The organism is Tsuneonella aeria (assembly GCF_009827495.1).
In the GTDB taxonomy this organism is placed as follows: domain Bacteria; phylum Pseudomonadota; class Alphaproteobacteria; order Sphingomonadales; family Sphingomonadaceae; genus Tsuneonella; species Tsuneonella aeria.
The window spans coordinates 986303-1007234 of sequence record NZ_WTZA01000001.1 but is presented as its reverse complement, the minus strand read 5'-3'; the positions used below and the strand labels follow the sequence as shown (position 1 = coordinate 1007234).

The window sequence follows — 20932 nt, the reverse complement described above, 5'->3', positions numbered from 1 at the left end:
GGGTGACGGGCGGCCGGCCATTCGCTAAGCCCCGCCGCGCACATGATTATCGAGCGCCTTTCCCAACTGGCCGATCCGGCCCTCTGCCCGCGCATCGTCCTCAAGGTGGGGTCCGCCCTGCTGGTCGAGCGGGGCGGCGGCGTCCGCGGCGAATGGCTGGCGTCGCTGGTGGCCGAGATTGCCGAGGCGCAGGCGCGGGGGCAGCAGGTCGTCGTCGTCAGTTCGGGCGCCATTGCGCTGGGCGCGGCGCGGCTGGGCCTGGCGAAAGGCGGCCGGGCCAGCCTGGCCGACGCGCAGGCCGCGGCGGCGGTGGGCCAGATCGCGCTCGCGGGGACATGGGCGGAACTGCTGGCCGGGCACGGGCTGACCGCCGCGCAGCTTCTGCTGACGATCGACGATCTGGAGGATCGCCGGCGCTATCTCAACGCCGCCTCCACGCTTGCCCGCCTGCTCGAAAGCGGGGCGGTGCCGGTGGTGAACGAGAACGACAGCGTGGCCACCGCCGAAATCCGTTTCGGCGACAACGACCGCCTGGCAGCACGCGTAGCGCAGGCGGCGCGGGCCGACGCGGTGGTCCTGCTGAGCGATGTCGACGGCCTGTTTGACCGTGACCCGAAGGACCCTGGCGCCGCGCTGGTGAGGGAGGTCGCCGGTATCGACGAAACGATCCGCGCGATGGCGAGCGGCGGGTCGGCGTCCGGCATGGGATCGGGCGGCATGGTTTCCAAGTTGCAGGCGGCGGAACTGGCGGGGCGGGCGGGTATCGCGCTCGCCATCGTCAACGGCACGCACCGCGCGCCCATCGCCCGCGCATTGGGACAGGGCACGGGCACGCTGTTCCTGGCGCAGCGGCGCGATGGCGGGCGCAAGGCCTGGCTTGGCGGCCGGCTCGCCCCGGCCGGCGTGCTGACGGTCGACACCGGCTGTGCCGACGCGCTTGCAGCCGGCTCCAGCCTGCTGGCGGCGGGCGTCGTCGGCGTGGACGGCGATTTCGCGCGCGGCGACCTGGTGACGATCCATTCGGCCAAGGGCGACCGGCTGGCCCAGGGCCTGGTCGAATACGCCGCCGCCGATTGCCGCGCGATCGCCGGGCGCAAGGCGGCGGAGCAGGCGGAAATCCTCGGCTACGCACCGCGCGCCGCCGTGGTCCACCGTGATCACATGGTCCTGTTGTGAGCGGGCCGCTCGTCGCCCTCACCGGGGGCACCGGGTTCGTCGGCCGCGCCGCGCTGGACGCGTTGGCGAAATCGGGCGCGCGGGTGCGGGCCCTGGCGCGAACCGTTCCCGAAGGCGCGGACGCGGCCGAATGGGTGCGCGGCGATCTTTCAGATCGGGCAGCGCTGGGCCGCCTGGTCGAAGGGACCGAAGCGGTGATCCATGTCGCCGGGCTGACCACGGCCACGGACCCGTCCGCGTTCGAGGCCGCCAACGTAACCGGCACGCTGAACCTGCTGGAAGTTGCCGCTGCGGCGGGCGTGCCGCGCTTCGTCTTCGTCTCCTCGCTCTCCGCGCGGGAGCCGGAGCTGTCAGCCTATGGCGCGTCGAAGGCGCGGGCGGAGATGCTGGTGAAGGCGAGCGGCCTCGACTGGACGATCGTCCGCCCGCCCGGCGTCTATGGCCCGTGGGACGTCGATTATCTGGAGATGTTCAAGCTAGCGCGGTGCGGGGTCGTGCCGGTCCCCCCGCCGGGGCGCAGCTCGCTGCTCCACGTCACCGATCTCGCGGCGCTGCTCGCGGCCCTGGTGCCGGGGGGCGAGGCGGTCAGCGGTCACGTGTTCGAGCCCGACGATGGGCAAGCCGGCGGCTGGACGCATCGGGAGCTTGCCCACCTGATCGGCTGGGCGGTGGGGCGGCGGCCCTGGGTGGTCCACCTGCCGCGCGCGGTGCTGGAACAGGCCGCCCGCGCCGACCGGTTCGTCCGCCGGGGCCGTGCGCGGCTGACCGCCGACCGCGTGGGCTACATGGCGCACACCGACTGGGTGGCGCGTGCCGCCATGGCGGTCCCCCGCGAGATCTGGACCCCGCGCATCGCCACGCGCGAAGGAATGAAGATGACGGCGCAGTGGTACCGGGACAATCGCTGGCTCTGACCGCGCCGTTCGACAGCCGCCGCGCTTCGAAGTAACCTCGGTCCGGGATCGCGAGTCGCGCTGGCGGTAACGGCCGCCCCTGTCGAACACGACCAAGGGGAAACACCATGAAGAATATCGCATTGCTCGCCGGCCTGGCGATGCTGGGTGCGTGCGCCCAGGAAGCGCCGACCGCGTCCGAACCGGCGGACGCGGTCGCCGCCGCCACGCCTTCGCCCGCGGCGGCTGCCGCCGTGATGGCGGCCGATGGCCAGCCGCCTGTCGGGCGTTACCGCATCACCGCGGGGGATGGGCAGGTCTTCAACGAGGAACTCCGCGCCGACGGCACATACGTGCAGACGGACCAGGCCGGGGCCACCGTGGAAACCGGCAGGTGGAACCAGAAGTCGCCGACCGAATTCTGCTTCACCGCCGACAAGCCCGACGCGACCGAAGTCTGCAATACGGAAAAGGTGGAAAACGGCGTCTGGACCTCGACCGACCCGGAAGGGCGCACGGCCAAGGTGGAACGCGTCACCGCCTGACCTGACGCAGCCGGGCTGGGACTAGAACGCGGGTTCGTATCCCGCCGGCAGCTCGCCCTCCGGCCCTTGCGGGACGGGGGAGTGGATGCCGCATTCGGTCTTGTCCCAGCCCTTCCAGCGGCCCGAGCGCGGGTCTTCGCCCGGGGCGACCTTGCTGGTGCACGGGGAACAGCCGATCGAGGGGTAACCGGCCGCGACCAGCGGGTGGGGCGGCAGGTCGTGCTCCGCGACATGGGCGGCAAGGTCCGCGGCCTGCCAGTCGATCAGCGGGTTGATCTTCAGCCGGCCCACGGCGTCGGCATGGTCGAGTTCGAATCGGGGCAGGTTCGCCCGCGTGCTGGACTGGAACGCCTTGCGCCCCGTCACCGTGGCGTCATACTCCGCAAGCGCGGCCGCGAGCGGCAGCACCTTGCGGATGTCGCAGCACCCGTCGGGGTCGAACGACCAGCGCAACCCGCTTTCGTCCCGCGCGGCGAGCAGCGCCGGATCGGGCGCCAGCACTTGCAGGTTGGTGAGGCCGAGCCGCGCGACCAGCGCGTCGCGATAGGCGATCGTTTCGGGAAAATGCTTGCCGGTGTCGAGGAACAGGACGGGCGTATCCGGCGCCGTTTCGGCCACCAGGTGGAGCAGGACGGCGCTTTCCGCGCCGAAGCTGGAGACGACGGCGACGCGCCCCGCCACCCCTTCGCGCAGCACGGCGTCGAGCACGGCGCGGGTGTCGCTGGCGCGGTAGGTCTGGTTCAGCCGGATGGCGTCGGCGGCGGAGAATCGCGGCGCGACGTCGATCCGGTCGACCAGCCTGCCCACGCCCAGGTCAGCCATGCCGCAGCTGCCAGATCGGCACGCGCCCGGGTACGCCCGGCGGGTCGGCGGCCGGCTGGTAGACGTGCTGCCAGCGGGTCAGCGCGGCTTCGGCGTCGGCGGGGTCGAACGGCTTGTCGGGCGCGAAGCTGTCGAAGCCGCAGCGCTCCATGAAGAAGATGAGGTCCACCAGCACGTCGCCGGTGGCCTTGATCTCGCCGGTGTAGCCCGCTTCGCGCAGCATGCGCGCGGTGGAAAAGCCGCGCCCGTCGCGGAACCGGGGGAAGTCGACTTCGATCAGGCGCACCCGCGAAAGGTGCGGGAACAGCGTGGTGACATCCTCGCCCGCCTCGATCCGGACGGAGACGGCCTCCTCCTGTTCGAGGAAGGCGTCAAGGGAGACGGCCGGTTCGTCGGCCGCGGTGTCGGTGCGCAGGCGCAGGTCAGCCATAGATCGCCTCCTTGAAACCATCCATGCCGACGCGGCGGTAGGTGTCGATGAAGCGTTCGCCATCGGTCCGGACCGCGCGGTAATGTTCCACCGCCCGCTCCACCGCGTCGACGATCCCGGCCTCGTCGAAGCCGGGCCCGGCGATCTTGGCCTGGCTCGTCTCCTCGTCACCCGATCCGCCGAGCAGGAGCTGGTAGCTTTCGCTCCCCTTCCGATCGACGCCCAGGATGCCGATGTTGCCTGCGTGGTGGTGGCCGCAGGCGTTGATGCAGCCCGATATCTTGATCTTGAGCTCGCCGATATCGGCCTGCCGCACCGGGTCGGCGAAGCGCCGGGCGATCTGCTGCGCCACCGGGATGGAGCGCGCGTTGGCAAGGCTGCAATAATCGAGGCCCGGGCAGGCGATGAGATCGGTGACGAGATCGCGGTTGGCATCGGCCAGCCCCGCGGCCGCCAGCGCCTGCCAGACCGCGTATAGATCCTGCTTGCGGACATGGGGCAGGACCAGGTTCTGCGCGTGCGTCGCCCGCAGTTCGTCGAAGCTGTAACGCCGGGCAAGGTCCGCCACCACGTCCATCTGATCGGCGGAGATATCGCCCGGGATGCCGCCGACCGGCTTCAGGCTGATGTTGGCGATGGCATAGCCGGGCGCCTTGTGCGCGATCACCTGCTGGCGGACCCATGCCGCGAACGCCGGATCGGCAAGATCGATCGTGTCATCGAGGCCGGTTTCGAACGGCGGCGGCGCGAAATATGCGGCGATCCGGTCGTATTCGGCCTGCGGGAAATCCTCTCCCAGCGAAAGGAAGTGCGCGAACGCCTCTTCCACCTGGCGGGAGAATTCTTCCTGGCCCAGGTCGTGCACCAGGATCTTCATCCGCTGCTTGTGGATGTTGTCGCGCCGGGCGTGGCGGTTCCACACGCGCAGCACCGCCTGGAGGTAGCTGAAGACCTGTGTCGCCGGCAGGAATTCGCGGATCGGGTAGGCGATGAACGGGGTGCGCCCCATGCCCCCGCCGGCATAGACCTCGAACCCGATCTCGCCGTCCGCGTTCCGCACGATGCGAAGCGCGAAATCGTGCCAGCGCAGCGCCGCGCGGTCGGCCGGCGAAGCGATCACCGCGATCTTGAACTTGCGCGGCAAGTAGCTGAATTCCGGCATGAACGTGGTCATCTGCCGGATCATCTCGCACCACGGGCGCGGATCGATCAGCTCGTCCGCGGCGGCGCCTGCGTATTGATCCGAACTGATGTTGCGGATCGATTCCCCGCTCGTCTGGATGGCGTGCATCTGGACGCTGGCGAGGTCGGCCAGGATGTCCGGCGTCTCGGCCAGCTTGATCCAGTTGTACTGGATGTTCTGCCGCGTGGTGAAGTGGCCGTAGCCCCGGTCATAGCGGCGCGCGATATCGGCCAGCATCCGCATCTGCCGGCTGTCCAGCGTGCCATAGGGAATGGCCACCCGCAGCATGTAGGCATGAAGCTGGAGGTAGAGCCCGTTCTTCAGCCGCAGCGGCTTGAACTGATCGTCATCCATCTTGCCTTCGATGCGGCGGCGCACCTGGTCGCGGAATTCCTCAACGCGGGTGTCGACCATCGCCTGGTCGTATTGGTCATAACGGTACATCAGATCACCCAGTCCCGCGCGCCGGGATCGGCGGGTTTCAGCATCAGATCGGGGCGGACGGTGGGGCCGACCGCGCGGATCCGGTCCTTGATGTGCGCCGGTCGCACGCGGCCGTCTTCGGTGCGTGCCCCGTCGATGGCGTAAGGGTTGTTGACCCGGCGGGCGGCGGCCTCCCGCGCAAGGATCGCGTCGGCCTCGGCGCCGGCGTCCACCGCGTCCTCGACATGGAGCGACCAATCGTACCCGGTCCACCAGGTGACGGCGCCGCTCTTCAGATCGTTGCCGGTCAGGATGCGCATGTGTGGATCTCCGCCAGGGCGGCGACCGCCGCGTCGGGGCGGGCGGCGACGGCGCCGATCACGATGAGCGCGGGGCTCTTCACCCGTTCGCGCGCGACAAGGTCGGGCAGGGCGGCGAGCGGCCCGCGCAGCACGCGCATCTGCGGGCGGCTGGCGTTCTCGATCACGGCCACCGGCATGTCGGGCGCGAGGCCATCGGCCATCAGTTTCTCGGCGATTTGCGGGGCGGTGGACACGCCCATGTAGATGACCAGCGTGCGCCCCTTGCCGGCGAGCCCGGCCCAGTCCTGGTCGGTCAGGCCCTTGCACTGGCCGGCCACGAAGCTGACCACGCTGGCGGCGTCGCGATGCGTGAGCGCGATCTGCGCGGCGGCCGCCGCCCCGCCCGCGGCGCTGATGCCGGGCACGATCTCGACCGGAATGCCGGCGGCGTGGCAGGCTTCGGCTTCCTCGCCCCCGCGGCCGAAGATCAGCGGATCGCCGCCCTTAAGCCGAACGACGTCACGCCCGGCGCGCGCTTCGCGCACCAGCAACTCGTTGATCGCGTCCTGCGGCAATGTGTGGCGCGCGCGGCTCTTGGCGACCGAGACGAGGCGGGCGCCGGGCCGCGCCAGGGCGAGGATCGCGGGATCGACCAGCCCGTCGTGCACGATCAGTGCCGCGCGCTCGATCAGCCGCGCGGCGCGGATGGTCAGGAGGTCGGGATCGCCCGGACCTGCGCCAACGAGATATACGGTTCCTGGTATCGCCATGGCGGCCAGATGCGCCCGGCGCTGTCAGCCCGCCAGCCAGATTGCCTGTCAGAGCGGGAAGGCGCGATTTTGAAAGCTGCGATAGGCGTATGCGAAGCTAGGCTTCGGGGCGGGCCATCGCGTCGAAAGCCTGGGAGAGATCGGCAATCAGGTCGCCGGCGTCCTCCAGACCGCACGACAGGCGCACGCCCAGGCGGTGGCCGGCGGGCCAGGCGCGGGCGGTGCGGATCGGCGTGGGATCGAAGGGGATGACCAGGCTTTCGAACCCGCCCCAGCTATAGCCTATGCCGAACAGGCGCAGCGCATCGATGAAGCGGGCGCGCGCCGCCGGATCATTTCCCTCCAGAACGAAGCTGAACAGCCCGCAGCCGCCGGTGAAATCGCGCTGCCACAAGGCGTGGCCCGCATCCCCGGGCAGCATCGGGCACATGACGCGCGCCACTTCGGGCCGGCCACTGAGCCAGGTCGCGATCGTCAGCGCGGTCCCGGACGACTGCGCGAGGCGCACACCCATCGTGCGCAGCCCGCGCAAGGCAAGCGCGGCATCGTCGGGCGAGACGACTTGGCCCAGCGATTGCGCCGTGTGGCGCAGGCGCGCGTGCCAGGCATCGCCCGCGCTGGCCGAACCCATCATCAGGTCGGAATGCCCGCCGACGTGCTTGGTCAGGCTCATCACCACGATGTCGCACCCGTGGGCGAGGCCGGCAAAGCCGAGGGGGGAAGCCCAGGTGTTGTCGAGCACGCTCACCGCGCCATGTTCGCGCGCGATGCGGGCGAGGGCGGGCACGTCGGCCACCTCCATCGTCAGGCTGCCGGGGCTTTCCAGCATGACCGCGCGGGTCCGGTCGCAGAAGGCCGCGCGGTAGGCATCGTGGTCCAGCGGATCGAAGAACCGCGCCTCCACTCCCATGCGGCGCAAGAGGCCGGTGGCTGTCGCGCGGGTGGGCTCGTAGGCGTTGTCGGTCACCAGCAGCACGTCGCCCGGGCGGAGCACCGCCATCAGCGCGCCGGCGATCGCCGCCACCCCGCTGGGATAGAGCACCGTGCCCGCCGCGCCCGGTTCCAGCGCCGTCAGCGCTTCGGCCAGGGCCCACTGGGTCGGCCCGCCGCGCCGCCCGTAATAGAACTGCCCGTCCGTGTTGGGGCGCCCGCGCGCAAGATCGGCGCTGTCGGCGTAGAGCTGCGTGCTGGCCCGCCAAACCGGCGGGTTGACAGCGGCCCCGGTCCACTCCGGGCGCCGCCCCACCTCCACCAGGCGGGTGGCCGGCTTGTGCCCGCCGTCTCCAGCCGCTTTGCCGCCCATGGTCAGCGGGGCGCCCCGGTTTCCTTCGGCGTCGCGGGGTCGGCGGCCCATTCGCTCCAGCTGCCATCGTAGAGCGCGGCGTCCTCCACGCCCAGGCGATGAAGCGCGAAAAGCAGGACGGAAGCGGTCACACCGCTGCCGCAGGTAGCCGCGATCGGGCGCGCGAGATCGAGCCCGGCATCAGCGAAGGCCCGGCGCAGGTCCTCCTCGTCCTTGAACGTGCCGTCGGCATCGAACAGGTCGCGGAAGAACAAGTGGCGTGATCCGGGCAGGTGGCCGCCCGGCAGGTGATGGACCGTGTCCTCCGTCGCCCCGGTGAAGCGGCCCGCATCGCGCGCGTCGACCACTTGCTCTGTCCCGCCTTGCAGGTTGGCGAGCATATCCGCCTTGGTGCGGACCCGGCTGGTGTCGGCCAGGAGCACGGGCGTGTCCGCCAGAGCGGGCGCATCCGCCGTGCCGCTTTCGAGCGGGCGCCCCTCGGCGCGCCATTTCGCCAGCCCGCCGTCGAGTATGGCAACAGGCCGCACCCCGTTCATCCGCAACACGAACCATGCGCGCGCGGACGTTTTTACCGCGCTGTCGTCATAGAGCACGATCCGCGAGCCTGCCTCCACGCCGAGATCGGCCAGGCGGCGGGCAAGCTGGTCCGCCGTCGGCAGCGCGCTCGGCACGGAGGAGGCGGTGTCGGTCAGCGACCGGAGGTCGAGGAACCGTGCGTCCGGCAGGTGCGCCGCGGCGTGTTCCGCCGCCGCATCGCGCGCAGGCTCCGTCGGGTGGGCGGTGGCATCGAGCACGACGACGTCGCCGGCGCCGATCTCCGCCGCGAGCCAATCGGTGGTGACGAGCGAGTCCATTCCGCGCACGCTAGTCCCCTCGGCGCGCCCGGTCCAGACCGGCCGCTAGTCGATCGCCTTCTGGCCGACCGTGTGGTAAGTCTGCGGCATCTCGTCGAGACGGAACGGCTGGAGACGCTGGCCTGGCCCCCCCGAACGCAAGCCGACGATGAACGTCCGCGCGATCGGCGCCGTCCCGTCCGCCTGCGCCTGAACGCGCAGCAGCGGCACATAGACAACCGCCTTGCCGTGCGGGATCGGGCGGATTTCGCTCACCGGCAGGCGCAGCTCACCGGAAAACTGCACGCTTTCGCCCGGATCGACCTGTTCCAGCGTCATCACCGGCGTGAACGGGACGTTGGGGTCGGCAAGCTGCTGGTCGGTGGGAATGCGGGCGTGCGCGGTCACCAGGTCCGCCCCGAAGCGCACGTTGGCGAGCGGCCCGCGGCCGCGGTTGGTGACGACAAGTTCGTAACTGAGCGTCGCGTTCATCATGCTGCGGGCAAGGCGCACGGCGCGCGCTTCGACCAGCAGCGGCGGACCTGTATTGGCAAGGGGCGGCGGTGCGACGATCGACGGTTCCGGATCGGGCGCGGGCGTGGGATTGGTCGGGGGCGTGGGCGGGGGCGCCGCGGCACGGGGCGGGGCGATCACCGGCACGGCATCTTCGCCCGCGCGCCTGCGCCGCCGCAGGAAATAGGCCGCCGCTCCGCCGCCCGCCAGCAGCGCCAGCACGCCGAGGGCATGGCGCCAGCCCAGGCCTTCGTCCGCCGTAGTGGCAGGGGCCGGTTCGGGAAGCGCCGTCGTCGCCGTTGCGGTCGGCAGCGGAAGGGGCGCGGGCGCTTCGGCTGCGGGGCTGGCGGGGAACGGCGCCGCGGCATCGGCGACGGCTTCCGATTCCTGCGGGGTTGGCGCGGCCGGCGGTGTGAAGCGCGGGGGCAGCGAACTGTTGGCCGGCGGCGGAACGGGTCGCGGGGTCGGCGTTGCGGCCGGGCGGGGTGCGGGCGTCGGCGTCGGGGTCGGCGCAGGAGCGGGCCGCGCGGTGGGCGTGGGCGTGGGGGCCGTGTCGCGCGGCCGGGTCAGGATGGGCGCATCGGGATCGACGGGCCCCTGGATATCGCTCGGCGTGGGGGTGGGCGCCGGCGGCAGGCGAAACCCGCCGGGCGCGGTTTGCGCGGCCACCGGCATCGGGGGAAGCGCCGCGGCGAGCGCGATCAGACTGGCGAAGGCAAGATGTTTCATGGTGTGCGAATGTGGCGCTGCTCCAGGCGTCGGTGGCGCTGAATAGGCACTGAACTGGCCGAGTCTACACCCGCCTTGCGGGTGGGGGCAAGAAGGCCCAGATGCGCGGCATGAGCGACACACCTTCCTCCGCCGACTCCCCCGCCAGCGGGGCCCCGCTGCACCTGGGCCGGAACAGCGCGCTGCCCGCCTCGCCCGGAGAGGCCGTGCTGGATTACGTGCCCAATCCGCGCGCGGGCACGCTTTACCTGGTGCGCTTTGCCGCGCCGGAATTCACCTCGCTGTGCCCGGTGACCGGGCAGCCCGATTTCGCGCACCTGGTGATCGATTACGCGCCGGGCCAGACGATCGTGGAATCGAAAAGCCTGAAGCTGTTCCTCGGCAGCTTTCGCAACCATTGCGGCTTTCACGAGGACGTGACGGTCGGCATCGGCCAGCGGCTGATGGACGAGATGGCCCCGCGCTGGCTGCGCATCGGCGGCTACTGGTATCCCCGGGGCGGCATTCCGATCGACGTCTTCTGGCAGAGCGGCGCGCCGCCCGAAGGCCTGTGGGTGCCGGACCAGGGCGTCGCCGGATACCGGGGGCGGGGATGATGGACACGCGCCAGGAAAGCGACAGCTTCGGCCCGATCGACGTGCCCGCTGACCGGCTGTGGGGCGCGCAGACGCAGCGCAGCTTGCAGAACTTCGCCATCGGGGGCGAGACGATGCCGGTGCCGCTGATCCGCGCGCTTGGCGTCATCAAGCGCGCCGCGGCCGAGGCCAATGCCGAACTCGGCGCGCTCGACCCGGCACTGGCGGAGGCGATCGCGGCGGCCGCGCAGGAGGTGATCGACGGGCGGCTGGACGATCATTTCCCGCTGGTCGTGTGGCAGACCGGTTCGGGCACGCAGACCAACATGAATGCCAACGAGGTGATCGCCAACCGCGCGATCCAGATCCTCGGCGGGACGGTGGGAAGCAAGGCGCCGGTCCACCCCAACGATCACGTCAATCTCGGGCAAAGCTCCAACGACACGATTCCCAGCGCCATCAACGTGGCGGTGGCCGGTGCGATCGCGCACGGGCTGCTCCCGGCGCTGGAGGCGATGCACGCCGACCTTGCGGGCAAGGCGGCCGCGTGGAACGACATCGTCAAGATCGGGCGAACGCACACCCAGGACGCGACCCCGCTGACCCTGGGCCAGGAGTTTTCGGGCTACGCCGCCCAGGTAGCGGCGTCGCGCGAACGCATCGCGTTGACCCTGCCGGGGCTCTATCGCCTGGCGCAGGGCGGCACCGCGGTCGGCACCGGGCTCAACGCGCCGGACGGCTTTGCCCCCCTGGTCGCGGCGAAGATCGCGGCGCTCACGGGCCTGCCGTTCGAACCTGCACCCAACACCTTCGCCGCGCTGGCCGCGCAGGACGAACTGGTCTTCGCCCACGGCGCTCTCAACGCGGCGGCGGCGGCACTCTACAAGATCGCCGGCGACATCCGCCTGCTCGGCTCCGGCCCCCGGGCGGGCCTGGGCGAACTGGCCCTGCCGGAAAACGAACCCGGCAGCTCGATCATGCCGGGCAAGGTCAACCCGACCCAGGCCGAAGCGCTGACCCAGGTCTGCATCGAAGTATTCGGCAACCACGCCGCGATCACCTTTGCCGGCAGCCAGGGGCAGTTCGAGCTCAACACCTACCGGCCATTGATGGCCTGGAACGCGCTACGGTCCGTGCGGCTGCTGGGCGATGCGGTGGACAGCTTCACCCGGCACCTCTTGAAAGACCTTGAACCTCGAAAAGAGAACATTGCACGCGGCGTTGAGAATTCTCTTATGCTGGTCACCGCACTGGCGCCCGAGATCGGCTACGACGCAGCCGCCGCCATCGCAAAGAAGGCGCACGCCGAAGGCACAACCTTGCGGCAGGCAGCCTTGGGGAGCGGGGTGAGCGGCGCCGATTTCGACCGGCTGGTGCGGCCCGAAGATATGGTTTGAATACCGCGCGGCGGTTCGACAAAGGGGGCCGGTGCCCGCCGAACGGGCGACCTCAGGTTCCGGGCGGATCGTCTGCCAGCTCGATCCACACGGGGGCGTGGTCGCTGGTCTTTTCCCAACTGCGCGGTTCGCGGTCGACTTCGGCGGCACGGAGGCGGCCGCTGATGGACGGGCTCAGCAGGAAGTGATCGATGCGCAGGCCTGCGTTGCGGGCGAAGGCATTCCGGAAATAATCCCAGAAGGTGTAGATCGTCTCGTCCGGGTGGAGCGTGCGGAGCGCGTCCGTCCAGCCCTGATCCACAAGCCGGAACCACGCCGCGCGCACCTCGGGCGCGAAGAGCGCATCGTCCAGCCAGCGCTCGGGCTTGTAGACGTCCTTCTCGGTCGGCATCACATTGAAATCGCCCAGCAATACGACCGGCAGCCCGCTGTCGATCAGGCCCTGTGCATGCGCCGTCAGCCGCTCGAACCAGCGCAGTTTGTAGTCGAATTTCGGTCCCGGGCGCGGGTTGCCGTTGGGGAGGTAGAGTCCCCCGAAGAGCACCCCGTTGATCGCCGCCTCGATGTAGCGGCTGTGGGTATCGTCGGGATCGCCTGGAAGTCCGCGGCGCGTCTCGTGGATCGCACCCACCCGGCTGAGCAGGGCGACGCCGTTCCAGCGGCTCTGACCGTGCCAGACGGCGTCGTAGCCGAGCTTGCGGATCGCTCCGATGGGAAACTTATCGTCCGGCGCCTTCAGTTCCTGCAGGGCCACGACATCGGGTCGCGCTTGCTCCAGCCAGCGCAGCAGCACCGGCAGGCGACCGTTAACGCCGTTCACGTTGTAGGTGGCGATCTTCACGCAAGTGCCAACGCGCAGCCAGGCCGATCGGTGCCAGCGAACGGTGCGGGCCGTGGTGCCGGCTACAGGATTCGAACCCGTGGCCCCCTGATTACAAATCAGGTGCTCTACCAACTGAGCTAAGCCGGCATACCCTGCGCTGCCATGCCAGTGTTCTGCATGGCGGCGTGCGGCGGCCCATGCGTCAAATGGCGCCGAACGTCCAGCCTTCGGTGCGGGCGATCGCATCGGTCATCGCGGCCGGAGACCACAGCTCAGGCCGGCGCGCGGCAGTCCGCAGCCAAGCGGCGGCAAGCAGCGCATCGGCGCGATGATCGTCGATGGGACCGCTACCGCGCACCGGGCGGCTGTCCAGGGCGCGGAGGGCGGCGGCGAGGTCAGCGAAGCGCCGGATCTTGCTTCGCCCCGCGGTGCGGCCCGCGGCGAGCGCGGCGATCGTGGTATAGATTTCGACCACGACCGAACCGTGGGGCGGAACCGGATCGAACGGCCACAGCGCGACCGCGCCGTTCAGCCGATGCAGCACGCGCATGCCGGTGAGGCTGGCCTTGCCCACCTGGCTCGCCCCCACGAGGTTGAAGTTGCTTGTCGGCCGGCAACCCAGAGCCGTCTGGCCGACGCGTTCCGTCACCCGCAGGCGGCCGATCCCGCCGCCGAACAAATCGCCCTCCCGCGCTCCGTGCCGGCGATAGTGCCGCGCGATCTCCGGATGGTCAACGAAGCTGCCAGCGGCAAGGTGCGGATCGGCGGCGCTCAGGCCCTCCACCAGCGCCCACAGCGCGCGGGCATCCACCGGACTCTCCGCCCAGCCCGGAAAGTACGCGCCCCGGTCCGCGAACGCGAGCGAGCCCGATATGTCGAGGCCGACCAGCGTGTCTTCCGGCATCCCGCGGGCGATCCAGTCGGCGACTTCCTGCCGTGACCAGCGGTGGCCGGGGCGCACGATGCGCGGCGGCGCATCCCCTTGCCCGCAGATCGCGACCGCGATCCCGGCATGGCGCTCGCCCACCGCGCCGGACCAGTCGATCGCCGCGAAATGGCGAAAACGGTCGGGCCTCACCCGGCTGGCCGCTCCGCCCGCAACCGAGCCCAGTAATCCAGTCGCTTGCGCACCTCGCGCTCGAAGCCGCGATCGGGCGGGTCGTAGTAGGTCTGGCGGCCGAGTTCCTCCGGCCAGTAATCGGCGCCGGAGAACCCCTCGGCAGCATCGTGGTCGTAGGCGTAGCCCTTGCCGTAGCCTGCGTCCTTCATCAGCTTCGTCGGGGCGTTGAGGATATGCGCGGGCGGCATCAGGCTGCCCGTTTCCTTCGCGCTGCGCCAGGCGGCCTTCTGCGCCTTGTAGACCGCGTTGCTCTTGGGCGCGGTGGCGCAGTAGAGGCACGCCTGCACGATCGCGAGTTCGCCTTCCGGGCTGCCGAGGAAGTCGTACGTGTCCTTGGCGGCGAGGCACTGGACCAGCGCCTGCGGGTCGGCGAGGCCGATATCCTCTACTGCGGCACGCACCAGCCGGCGCAGCACGAAAAGCGGCTCCTCCCCTGCCACCAGCATGCGTGCCAGGTAATAGAGCGCGGCGTCAGGGTCCGACCCCCGCAGGCTTTTGTGCCAGGCGGAAATCAGGTTGTAGTGTCCCTCGCGGTCCTTGTCGTACACCGCCACGCGGCGCTGCAGGAACTGGCCGAGCTCGGTCGGGGAAAGCGGTTGGGCGATGTCCGCTGCGTAGAGCGTTTCCGCCTGGTTGAGGAGGAACCGTCCGTCGCCGTCGGCGCTGGCGATCAGCGCCTCGCGCGCATCCGCAGTAAGCGGCAGAGGGCCTTCCAGCGACTCGGCCCGCGCGAGCAGGCGGCCGAGCGCGTCGGCATCCAGCCGCCGCAGGATCAGCACTTGCGCCCGGCTGAGCAGCGCCGCGTTCAGTTCGAAACTGGGGTTCTCGGTCGTGGCGCCGACCAACGTCACCGTACCGCGTTCCACGAAGGGGAGGAAACCATCCTGCTGGGCGCGGTTGAAGCGGTGGATTTCGTCCACGAACAGCAGGGTGCGCTGCCCCGCCTCGGCCGCCTTGTCGGCTTCCGCGAAGACTTTCTTGAGATCGGCTACCCCGGAAAACACCGCGCTGATGGCCACGAAGCGCATGCCCACGGCATCGGCCAGGAGCCGCGCGGTGCTCGTCTTGCCGGTTCCGGGCGGACCCCACAGGATCATGCTGGAGAGACGGCCCGCCGCGACCATGCGCCCGATGGCGCCGTCCGGGCCGGTCAGGTGCTCTTGGCCAACGATCTCGTCGAGCGAGCCGGGGCGGAGCCGGTCGGCAAGCGGCGCATCCGCGCGCGGCATGCTGCACGTGGAGGCGCCGTCCGGCACGGTTTCAGGAAACAGGTCTGCCATTGGCGGCAAGATAGGCGGAAGGTCGCAAATTTGCGATGCCTCCCTTGAAAGAGTGCGCTTCTAAGATATATCGTGACCTATCGAGAACGTAATCGGGTGACTGAAAGATGCACAACGACTTTTCACGGCGCGATATGCGCAAGGCGATGAAGATGGCGGCGATGGCGCGAATGGCGGGGCGCAAATGGGGCGGTACCTTCGGACCCGACGGTCCATTCGGCCCTGATGGCCCCTTCGGCCCGCGCGGCCCTTTTGGTCCCGGCGGACCCTTCGGTAATGGCGAGGGACACCGTCGCCGGCGGGGGCGGATGTTCGGGCAGGGCGAACTGCGGCTTGCGCTGCTGAAGCTGATCGCCGACGAGCCGCGGCACGGTTACGAGCTGATCAAGGCGATCGAGGAACTGACCGACGGACATTACGCCCCTAGCCCGGGCGCGGTCTATCCTACGCTGCAATTGCTGGCCGACGAGGGCGCGATCGAGGAGAAGGCCGACGACAGCTCCGCCCGTAAGCCGTTCATCGCAACCGCGCAGGGACAGGCCGAACTCGCCGACAAGGCCGACGAGATTTCCGCCCTGTTCGAACGCCTGGAGGAACACGGCGACCGCCAATCGCAGGGCCGTTCGCCGCATCTGATGCGAGCCATGGGGAACCTCGCCCAGGTGCTCAAGAACAAGGTCCGCAACGGGGCGCTCGACCAGGAGGCGCTGGACGGCATCGTCGACATGATCGACGAGATGGCCCGGCGAATCGAGCGGCTGTGAGCGCGTCAGCCACGGCGCGCGTGCCGACGCAAAGCGCCTCGCGCTATCTGCAGCAGCTGTGCAAGCACTGGGAGCACAACCTTGCCGTCACGTTCGACGCATCGCGCGGCACCATCGTGTTCCCGCGCGATGCCCGCGGTTCGAGTTGGGCGGGTGATGCCACTGTCACGCTGATCGCGCATGACACCGATCTGGAGTGCCGCATCGATGCAAGCGTGCCCGGCCAGCTTGCGGCGCTCGAGGACGCCGTAGCCCGGCACCTCGACCGGTTCGCCTTCCGGGAAGCGCCGCTGGCATTCGCCTGGCAGGCGGCATGATCCTCTCGTGATCTCTGGCGACGACGCGGCGACGGTGGTAATCGTCGCCGCGTGGTCGCGACACGTTTGGGGGAGATCGCGTGATGGATGACGTTTCGACGGGGGGCGCCGCCCCGCTGCCTACTGACCCCGCATCGGCACCATGGCACCTCTGGGCGGTCGGCCTGATCAGCCTGCTGTGGAATGCGTTCGGCGGGTACGACTACGTCATGACGCAGACGCGAAACCCGGATTATTTCGCCTCGATCTCTGACCAGATGGGCATGAGCGCGGCGGAGATGACCGCGTTCTTCGACAGTTTCCCTGCCTGGGCGAGCGCGTTGTGGGCGATCGGCGTCTGGGGTTCGATCCTCGGATCGATCCTGCTCCTCGCCCGGTCGCGCCATGCGGCGACCGCGTTCCTCGTGTCGCTCGCGGGCGCGGTGCTGAGCTTCATTTACCAGGCGACGATCGACCTGCCGCCGGCGATGGAAGCCGGCACGATGAACAAGGTGATGCCGTTCGTCATCATCGGCGCGGTGGTCCTGCAGTGGATCTACGCCCGTCGCATGCGGGGGGCCGGCGTGCTGCGCTGATCAGCCGGCGCGGGCGGCAACAAGCCGCAGGTACACGTCCGCCACGGCCTGGTTGATCGCGTCCCACGCGAAGTCGCGACTGCGTCGCTCGCCCGCCACGCCGTGGGCCTGGCGCAGCGCGGGATCGCGGACATAGCGTTCGAGCGCGTCGGCAAAGGCGTCGACCGCGCCGTCTTCGGGCGCGACCAGCGTGCCGGTCTCCCCGTCGCGCACCAGGCTGGTGCTCCCGGTCGCCCCGGCGGCCACGACCGGCAGTCCGCTCGCCATCGCTTCCAGCGTGACGTTGCCGAATGTCTCGGTGATCGAAGGGTTGAAAAACACGTCGCTGCTGGCGAGTGCCCGGCCGAGCTCCGCGCCCTGTCGGAAGCCGACGAAGCACGCCCCGTCGAGGTTGTCCTCGAACCACTTGCGCGCGGGGCCTTCGCCGATGACCAGCACTTTGTGCGGCACGCCGCGGCCACGCAGCACGCGCAACGTGTCGGCGAACACGTCCAGCCCCTTTTCCATCACCAGCCGACCGAGGAATGTGATGGCCACGTCGCCGTCCGCGAAGCCGAGCGCGCGCCGCCACGCTTCATCGCGGCGGCCCGGATCGAAGATCGTGCGGTCCACCCCGCGCGACCAGATCGATATGTCGCGGCCCATGCCTTGCTGGCGCAGAACCTCGACCATGCTGGGCGACGGGGCGACCAGGGCATCGCATCGGCGATAGAAACGGCGGAGCCATCCTTCCAGCGCCGGTTCAAGGAAGCCCAGACCATAGTATCGTGGATACGTCTCGAACCGGGTGTGCACGCTGGCGAGCACCGGAACGCCGTGCGCCCGCGCCCAGCGCAGGGCGGCGCGTGCGGTGAAATCGGGCGAGGAGACGTGGACCACGTTGGGCGCAAACGCCTCCAGATCGGCGCGCGCCCCGGCGTTGAGGCCCAGCGGCACGCGATATTCGCTGCGCCCGGGAATCGGCACGGCGGGGACGGGCACCACGTCACCCGCCGGGGGAAAGGCCGGCTCCGCGATCGTCGGCGAATAGACGCGGACGGCGGCACCCTTGCGCAGCAGGTATTCCACCAGGCGATTCAGCGCCTGGTTCGCGCCGTCGCGCACCATGTTATAGTTGCCGCTGAACAGGGCGATCTTGAGCGCGGAAAGGTCCATTCGCCGGGGGCCTTAGAGCGCAATACTGGGTTTGGCGAGAGTGAGGCCGGGCGCAAAGCAAGTCGACTCGTCCTATAACGCCGTTGCGTGCTTGACTCGGCAGCACGCAACATTAGTGCGGCCGGCGGGCCACGCGGTCCCAACGCCGCGCGTGCTCTCTGCAAGGAGAGACTACATGACTGATACCCCGCCGCCGCCGGCGATCAAACCGGCGCGCCCCTGGTTCTCTTCCGGTCCCTGCGCCAAGCCGCCGGGCTGGTCCCCCGACAAGCTGGCGACGCAATCGCTCGGGCGCTCGCATCGCTCGAAGCTCGGCAAGGCGCGTCTCGCCCTGTGTATCGACCTGATGCGCGAGGTGCTGGAGGTGCCCGATACGCATCGGATCGGCATCGTTCCCGGGTCCGATACCGGCGCGGTCGAGATGGCGATGTGGACCATGCTCGGCGCCCGGCCCGTCACGACGCTGGCCTGGGAAAGCTTCGGCGAAGGCTGGGTGACCGACGCGGTCAAGCAGCTCAAGATCGATCCCACCGTTATCCGTGCTGGCTATGGCGAGTTGCCCGACCTTGGTCAGGTAGACTGGTCAAACGACGTGATCTTCACCTGGAACGGGACCACCAGCGGCGTCCGCGTGCCGGACGGGGACTGGATCGCCGACGACCGCGAAGGCCTGTCTATCGCGGATGCCACCAGCGCGGTGTTCGCGCAGGACATTCCCTGGGACAAGGTCGATGTGCTCACCTTCAGCTGGCAGAAGGTGCTGGGCGGAGAGGGCGCGCACGGCGTACTGATCCTTGGCCCTCGTGCGGTCGAGCGGCTGGAGTCTCACACCCCTCCTTGGCCGCTGCCCAAGGTGTTCCGCCTGGTAAGCAAGGGCAAGCTCGCCGAAGGCGTGTTCAAGGGCGAGACGATCAACACCCCCTCCATGCTGGCGGTCGAGGACGCGATTTTCGCGTTGGAATGGGGCAAGTCCCTGGGTGGGCTGACCGCGATGAAGGCCCGCGCGGACGCGAATGCCGCCGCGCTCGACCGGATCGTGCAGGATCGCGACTGGCTCGGCCATCTGGCCCGGGATCCCGCGGTCCGATCGAACACCAGCGTCTGCCTTACGTTGGAGGGGGCCGACGACGCGATGGTAAAGGCCATGGCCAAGCTGCTGGAAGAGCAGGACGCGGCCTATGACGTGGCCGGGTACCGCGATGCCCCTGCGGGCCTGCGCATCTGGTGCGGAGCGACCGTTGACACCGCCGATATCGAGGCGCTCGGCCCCTGGCTCGACTGGGCCTACGCAGCGGCCCGCGCCTGAAATTTGGCTCCCGGCAGAAACCGGGGCCACTCCATATCACCCGCCTCCCCCGATCGAGGTGATCCCGGCTCATCGCCGGATGACGAGGAAAGACCAATGACCAAGCCCAAAGTTCTCATCTCCGACAAGATGGATCCCAACGCCGCGCGCATTTTCGAGGAACGCGGCTGCGACGTCGACGTGATTACGGGCGAGACGCCGGAACAGCTCATCGCCCGGATCGGTGAATACGACGGCCTTGCTATCAGAAGCTCGACCAAGGTGACAAAGGCGGTGCTCGATGCCGCGACCAATCTCAAGGTTGTCGGTCGCGCGGGCATCGGAGTGGACAACGTCGACATACCCTATGCCAGCGCGCGCGGCGTCGTGGTAATGAACACCCCGTTCGGCAACTCGATCACCACTGCCGAGCACGCCATCGCGCTGATGTTCGCGCTCGCTCGCCAGATACCGGAGGCGAACGCGCAGACCCAGGCGGGCGAATGGCCCAAGAACGGCTTCATGGGTGTCGAGGTAACCGGCAAGACCCTGGGCCTGATCGGCGCGGGCAACATCGGCTCCATCGTCGCGAGCCGCGCGCTCGGCCTGCGCATGAAGGTCGTCGCCTACGATCCATTCCTGACGGAGGAGCGCGCGGTCGAGATGGGCGTCGAGAAGGCGGATCTCGAAACCCTGCTCACCCGGGCGGATTTCATCACGCTGCACACCCCGCTCACCGATCAGACGCGCAACATCCTCTCCCGCGAGCGGCTTGAGAAGACCAAGCCGGGCGTGCGTATCGTCAACTGCGCGCGCGGCGGTCTGATCGACGAGGCGGCGCTGAAGGACGGGCTGGAAAGCGGCCACATCGCGGGCGCCGCGCTGGACGTGTTCGCGACGGAGCCTGCAACCGATTCGCCGCTTTTCGGCACGAGGAATTTCATCTGTACCCCGCACCTCGGCGCCAGCACGACCGAGGCGCAGGTCAACGTGGCGCTGCAGGTGGCCGAGCAGATGGCCGACTTCCTGGTCAACGGCGGGGTTGCGAATGCGCTCAACATGCCCAGCCTCAGCGCGGAGGAAGCGCCCAAGCTGCGCCCGTACATGAAGCTCGCAGAAAGTCTCGGCAGCCTGGTTGGCCAACTTGCCCACGGCAACCTGACCCAGATCAGCATCGAGCGCGAAGGCGCGGCCGCCGCGCTCAACGGCAAGCCGATCGAAGGCGCGGTTCTGGCGGGGTTGATGAAGCAATACTCCGACACCGTGAACATGGTGAACGCGCCGTACCTCGCGAAGGAACGCGGTCTCGACGTACGGTCCATCCGGCACGAGCGGGAGGGGCCGTTCAACACGCTGCTGCGCGTCACCGTGGGCACCAGCCAGGGCGATCGGTCGGTCTCAGGCACTCTGTTTGGCAACGAAAACCCGCGGCTGGTGGAAATTTTCGGTATCGGGGTGGAGGCCGAGCTGGCCGGCCACATGCTCTACATCGTCAACGAGGATGCGCCCGGCTTCATCGGCCGGATCGGAACATTGTTGGGCGAAAGCGGGATCAACATCGGCACGTTCCACCTCGGCCGGCGGGATGCGGGCGGGGAGGCAGTCCTGCTGTTGAGCGTCGATCAGTCTATCCCCAAGGACGTGGTCGACCAGGCCTGCCAGCTGCAGGGCGTGAAGCTGGTGAAGGCGCTGGAGTTCTGACCGCTCCTTCTTCCGTTC

22 protein-coding genes and 1 tRNA gene are annotated in these 20932 nt (G+C 69.3%); 10 read left to right on the top strand and 13 right to left on the bottom strand.

Features of this window, described 5'->3' with window-relative positions; translation table 11 throughout:
- The first annotated feature begins 42 nt into the window (after positions 1-42).
- The 3 genes from proB to GRI40_RS04940 all read left to right on the top strand — a co-directional run bounded on the left by proB (position 43) and on the right by GRI40_RS04940 (position 2614).
- Positions 43-1176 (top strand): glutamate 5-kinase, encoded by a 1134-nt coding sequence (proB, locus tag GRI40_RS04950; protein WP_160610317.1) that lies wholly within the window; start codon positions 43-45, stop codon positions 1174-1176.
- Positions 1173-2090, top strand: coding sequence for an NAD-dependent epimerase/dehydratase family protein (locus tag GRI40_RS04945; protein ID WP_160610316.1), 918 nt, complete (start codon positions 1173-1175; stop codon positions 2088-2090). Before proB ends, GRI40_RS04945 begins: the two co-directional genes overlap by 4 nt.
- 107 nt (positions 2091-2197) lie before the next feature.
- Positions 2198-2614, top strand: coding sequence for a hypothetical protein (locus GRI40_RS04940; RefSeq protein WP_160610315.1), 417 nt, complete (start codon positions 2198-2200; stop codon positions 2612-2614).
- A 21-nt stretch (positions 2615-2635) separates the two neighbouring features.
- On the opposite strand, the gene GRI40_RS04935 is transcribed toward GRI40_RS04940, so the two are convergent.
- The 8 genes from GRI40_RS04935 to GRI40_RS04900 all read right to left on the bottom strand — a co-directional run bounded on the left by GRI40_RS04935 (position 2636) and on the right by GRI40_RS04900 (position 9922).
- A complete protein-coding gene (locus GRI40_RS04935; protein WP_160610314.1) occupies positions 2636-3436 on the bottom strand; it encodes a phosphoadenylyl-sulfate reductase in 801 nt (266 codons plus the stop codon).
- Positions 3429-3866 (bottom strand): DUF934 domain-containing protein, encoded by a 438-nt coding sequence (locus tag GRI40_RS04930; RefSeq protein ID WP_160610313.1) that lies wholly within the window; start codon positions 3864-3866, stop codon positions 3429-3431. The genes GRI40_RS04935 and GRI40_RS04930 overlap by 8 nt, the downstream gene beginning before the upstream one ends.
- Positions 3859-5493, bottom strand: a complete 1635-nt coding sequence (locus GRI40_RS04925; RefSeq protein ID WP_160610312.1) for a nitrite/sulfite reductase — start codon at positions 5491-5493, stop codon at positions 3859-3861. Before GRI40_RS04925 ends, GRI40_RS04930 begins: the two co-directional genes overlap by 8 nt.
- Positions 5493-5792, bottom strand: a complete 300-nt coding sequence (locus GRI40_RS04920) for a DUF2849 domain-containing protein (RefSeq protein WP_160610311.1) — start codon at positions 5790-5792, stop codon at positions 5493-5495. Before GRI40_RS04920 ends, GRI40_RS04925 begins: the two co-directional genes overlap by 1 nt.
- Positions 5780-6544 carry a uroporphyrinogen-III C-methyltransferase gene (gene cobA / locus GRI40_RS04915; RefSeq protein ID WP_160610310.1) on the bottom strand — a complete coding sequence of 255 codons (765 nt, stop codon included), beginning with the start codon at positions 6542-6544 and terminating at the stop codon, positions 5780-5782. The genes GRI40_RS04920 and cobA overlap by 13 nt, the downstream gene beginning before the upstream one ends.
- Before the next feature lie 97 nt (positions 6545-6641).
- Positions 6642-7847 carry a cystathionine beta-lyase gene (gene metC, locus GRI40_RS04910; protein WP_237489089.1) on the bottom strand — a complete coding sequence of 402 codons (1206 nt, stop codon included), beginning with the start codon at positions 7845-7847 and terminating at the stop codon, positions 6642-6644.
- Positions 7848-7849: 2 nt separating this feature from the next.
- A complete protein-coding gene (locus tag GRI40_RS04905; RefSeq protein WP_160610308.1) occupies positions 7850-8701 on the bottom strand; it encodes a sulfurtransferase in 852 nt (283 codons plus the stop codon).
- Positions 8702-8746: 45 nt separating this feature from the next.
- Positions 8747-9922: a hypothetical protein gene (locus tag GRI40_RS04900; protein WP_160610307.1), complete on the bottom strand. Its 1176-nt coding sequence runs from the start codon at positions 9920-9922 to the stop codon at positions 8747-8749.
- A 110-nt stretch (positions 9923-10032) separates the two neighbouring features.
- On the opposite strand from GRI40_RS04900, the gene queF reads away from it, so the two are divergent.
- Positions 10033-10518 carry a preQ(1) synthase gene (gene queF / locus GRI40_RS04895; protein ID WP_160610306.1) on the top strand — a complete coding sequence of 162 codons (486 nt, stop codon included), beginning with the start codon at positions 10033-10035 and terminating at the stop codon, positions 10516-10518.
- A complete protein-coding gene (fumC, locus tag GRI40_RS04890; RefSeq protein WP_160610305.1) occupies positions 10515-11894 on the top strand; it encodes a class II fumarate hydratase in 1380 nt (459 codons plus the stop codon). The genes queF and fumC overlap by 4 nt, the downstream gene beginning before the upstream one ends.
- A 52-nt stretch (positions 11895-11946) precedes the next feature.
- On the opposite strand, the gene xth is transcribed toward fumC, so the two are convergent.
- From xth to GRI40_RS04870, 4 genes are all read right to left on the bottom strand, one after another.
- A complete protein-coding gene (gene xth / locus GRI40_RS04885; protein ID WP_160610304.1) occupies positions 11947-12735 on the bottom strand; it encodes an exodeoxyribonuclease III in 789 nt (262 codons plus the stop codon).
- A gap of 53 nt (positions 12736-12788) precedes the next feature.
- Positions 12789-12864 (bottom strand) — tRNA-Thr (locus GRI40_RS04880).
- Between the two features lie 55 nt (positions 12865-12919).
- Entirely contained in the window at positions 12920-13795 is an 876-nt protein-coding gene (locus GRI40_RS04875; RefSeq protein WP_160610303.1) for a hypothetical protein, read from the bottom strand.
- On the bottom strand, positions 13792-15117 hold the full coding sequence (locus tag GRI40_RS04870) for a replication-associated recombination protein A (protein WP_160610302.1): 1326 nt from the start codon (positions 15115-15117) through the stop codon (positions 13792-13794). Before GRI40_RS04870 ends, GRI40_RS04875 begins: the two co-directional genes overlap by 4 nt.
- Before the next feature lie 308 nt (positions 15118-15425).
- Here GRI40_RS04870 and GRI40_RS04865 point away from each other — a divergent pair, with 308 nt between their 5' ends.
- The 3 genes from GRI40_RS04865 (at position 15426) to GRI40_RS04855 (ending at position 16773) form a co-directional block, all read left to right on the top strand.
- The gene (locus tag GRI40_RS04865; RefSeq protein ID WP_337190494.1) at positions 15426-15881 is read left to right on the top strand and encodes a PadR family transcriptional regulator; all 456 of its coding nucleotides are present in this window, start codon (positions 15426-15428) and stop codon (positions 15879-15881) included.
- Positions 15878-16198 carry a DUF2218 domain-containing protein gene (locus GRI40_RS04860; protein ID WP_160610301.1) on the top strand — a complete coding sequence of 107 codons (321 nt, stop codon included), beginning with the start codon at positions 15878-15880 and terminating at the stop codon, positions 16196-16198. The genes GRI40_RS04865 and GRI40_RS04860 overlap by 4 nt, the downstream gene beginning before the upstream one ends.
- Positions 16199-16281: 83 nt before the next feature.
- A complete protein-coding gene (locus GRI40_RS04855) occupies positions 16282-16773 on the top strand; it encodes a hypothetical protein (protein WP_160610300.1) in 492 nt (163 codons plus the stop codon).
- Here GRI40_RS04855 and GRI40_RS04850 read toward each other — a convergent pair whose 3' ends face one another.
- On the bottom strand, positions 16774-17928 hold the full coding sequence (locus GRI40_RS04850) for a glycosyltransferase family 4 protein (RefSeq protein WP_160610299.1): 1155 nt from the start codon (positions 17926-17928) through the stop codon (positions 16774-16776).
- Positions 17929-18103: 175 nt separating this feature from the next.
- On the opposite strand from GRI40_RS04850, the gene GRI40_RS04845 reads away from it, so the two are divergent.
- Together GRI40_RS04845 and serA are read left to right on the top strand one after the other, a co-directional pair.
- Positions 18104-19234 (top strand): phosphoserine transaminase, encoded by a 1131-nt coding sequence (locus GRI40_RS04845; protein WP_160610298.1) that lies wholly within the window; start codon positions 18104-18106, stop codon positions 19232-19234.
- 96 nt (positions 19235-19330) lie between these two features.
- Complete coding sequence (serA, locus tag GRI40_RS04840) at positions 19331-20914, top strand: phosphoglycerate dehydrogenase (protein WP_160610297.1); 1584 nt, start codon at positions 19331-19333, stop codon at positions 20912-20914.
- Positions 20915-20932: the final 18 nt, after the last annotated feature.

Excerpts from the sequence above, each read along its gene's own strand:
- GRI40_RS04925 (WP_160610312.1), bottom strand. The coding sequence starts at position 5,493 with ATGTACCGTTATGACCAATACGACCAGGCGATGGTCGACACCCGCGTT.
- GRI40_RS04940 (WP_160610315.1), top strand. The coding sequence starts at position 2,198 with ATGAAGAATATCGCATTGCTCGCCGGCCTGGCGATGCTGGGTGCGTGC.
- GRI40_RS04870 (WP_160610302.1), bottom strand. The coding sequence starts at position 15,117 with ATGGCAGACCTGTTTCCTGAAACCGTGCCGGACGGCGCCTCCACGTGC.
- cobA (WP_160610310.1), bottom strand. The coding sequence starts at position 6,544 with ATGGCGATACCAGGAACCGTATATCTCGTTGGCGCAGGTCCGGGCGAT.
- GRI40_RS04900 (WP_160610307.1), bottom strand. The coding sequence starts at position 9,922 with ATGAAACATCTTGCCTTCGCCAGTCTGATCGCGCTCGCCGCGGCGCTT.
- queF (WP_160610306.1), top strand. The coding sequence starts at position 10,033 with ATGAGCGACACACCTTCCTCCGCCGACTCCCCCGCCAGCGGGGCCCCG.
- serA (WP_160610297.1), top strand. The coding sequence starts at position 19,331 with ATGACCAAGCCCAAAGTTCTCATCTCCGACAAGATGGATCCCAACGCC.
- GRI40_RS04855 (WP_160610300.1), top strand. The coding sequence starts at position 16,282 with ATGGATGACGTTTCGACGGGGGGCGCCGCCCCGCTGCCTACTGACCCC.
- metC (WP_237489089.1), bottom strand. The coding sequence starts at position 7,847 with ATGGGCGGCAAAGCGGCTGGAGACGGCGGGCACAAGCCGGCCACCCGC.
- GRI40_RS04930 (WP_160610313.1), bottom strand. The coding sequence starts at position 3,866 with ATGGCTGACCTGCGCCTGCGCACCGACACCGCGGCCGACGAACCGGCC.
- GRI40_RS04935 (WP_160610314.1), bottom strand. The coding sequence starts at position 3,436 with ATGGCTGACCTGGGCGTGGGCAGGCTGGTCGACCGGATCGACGTCGCG.
- fumC (WP_160610305.1), top strand. The coding sequence starts at position 10,515 with ATGATGGACACGCGCCAGGAAAGCGACAGCTTCGGCCCGATCGACGTG.
- GRI40_RS04865 (WP_337190494.1), top strand. The coding sequence starts at position 15,426 with ATGTTCGGGCAGGGCGAACTGCGGCTTGCGCTGCTGAAGCTGATCGCC.
- GRI40_RS04905 (WP_160610308.1), bottom strand. The coding sequence starts at position 8,701 with ATGGACTCGCTCGTCACCACCGATTGGCTCGCGGCGGAGATCGGCGCC.
- GRI40_RS04845 (WP_160610298.1), top strand. The coding sequence starts at position 18,104 with ATGACTGATACCCCGCCGCCGCCGGCGATCAAACCGGCGCGCCCCTGG.
- GRI40_RS04850 (WP_160610299.1), bottom strand. The coding sequence starts at position 17,928 with ATGGACCTTTCCGCGCTCAAGATCGCCCTGTTCAGCGGCAACTATAAC.
- GRI40_RS04920 (WP_160610311.1), bottom strand. The coding sequence starts at position 5,792 with ATGCGCATCCTGACCGGCAACGATCTGAAGAGCGGCGCCGTCACCTGG.
- proB (WP_160610317.1), top strand. The coding sequence starts at position 43 with ATGATTATCGAGCGCCTTTCCCAACTGGCCGATCCGGCCCTCTGCCCG.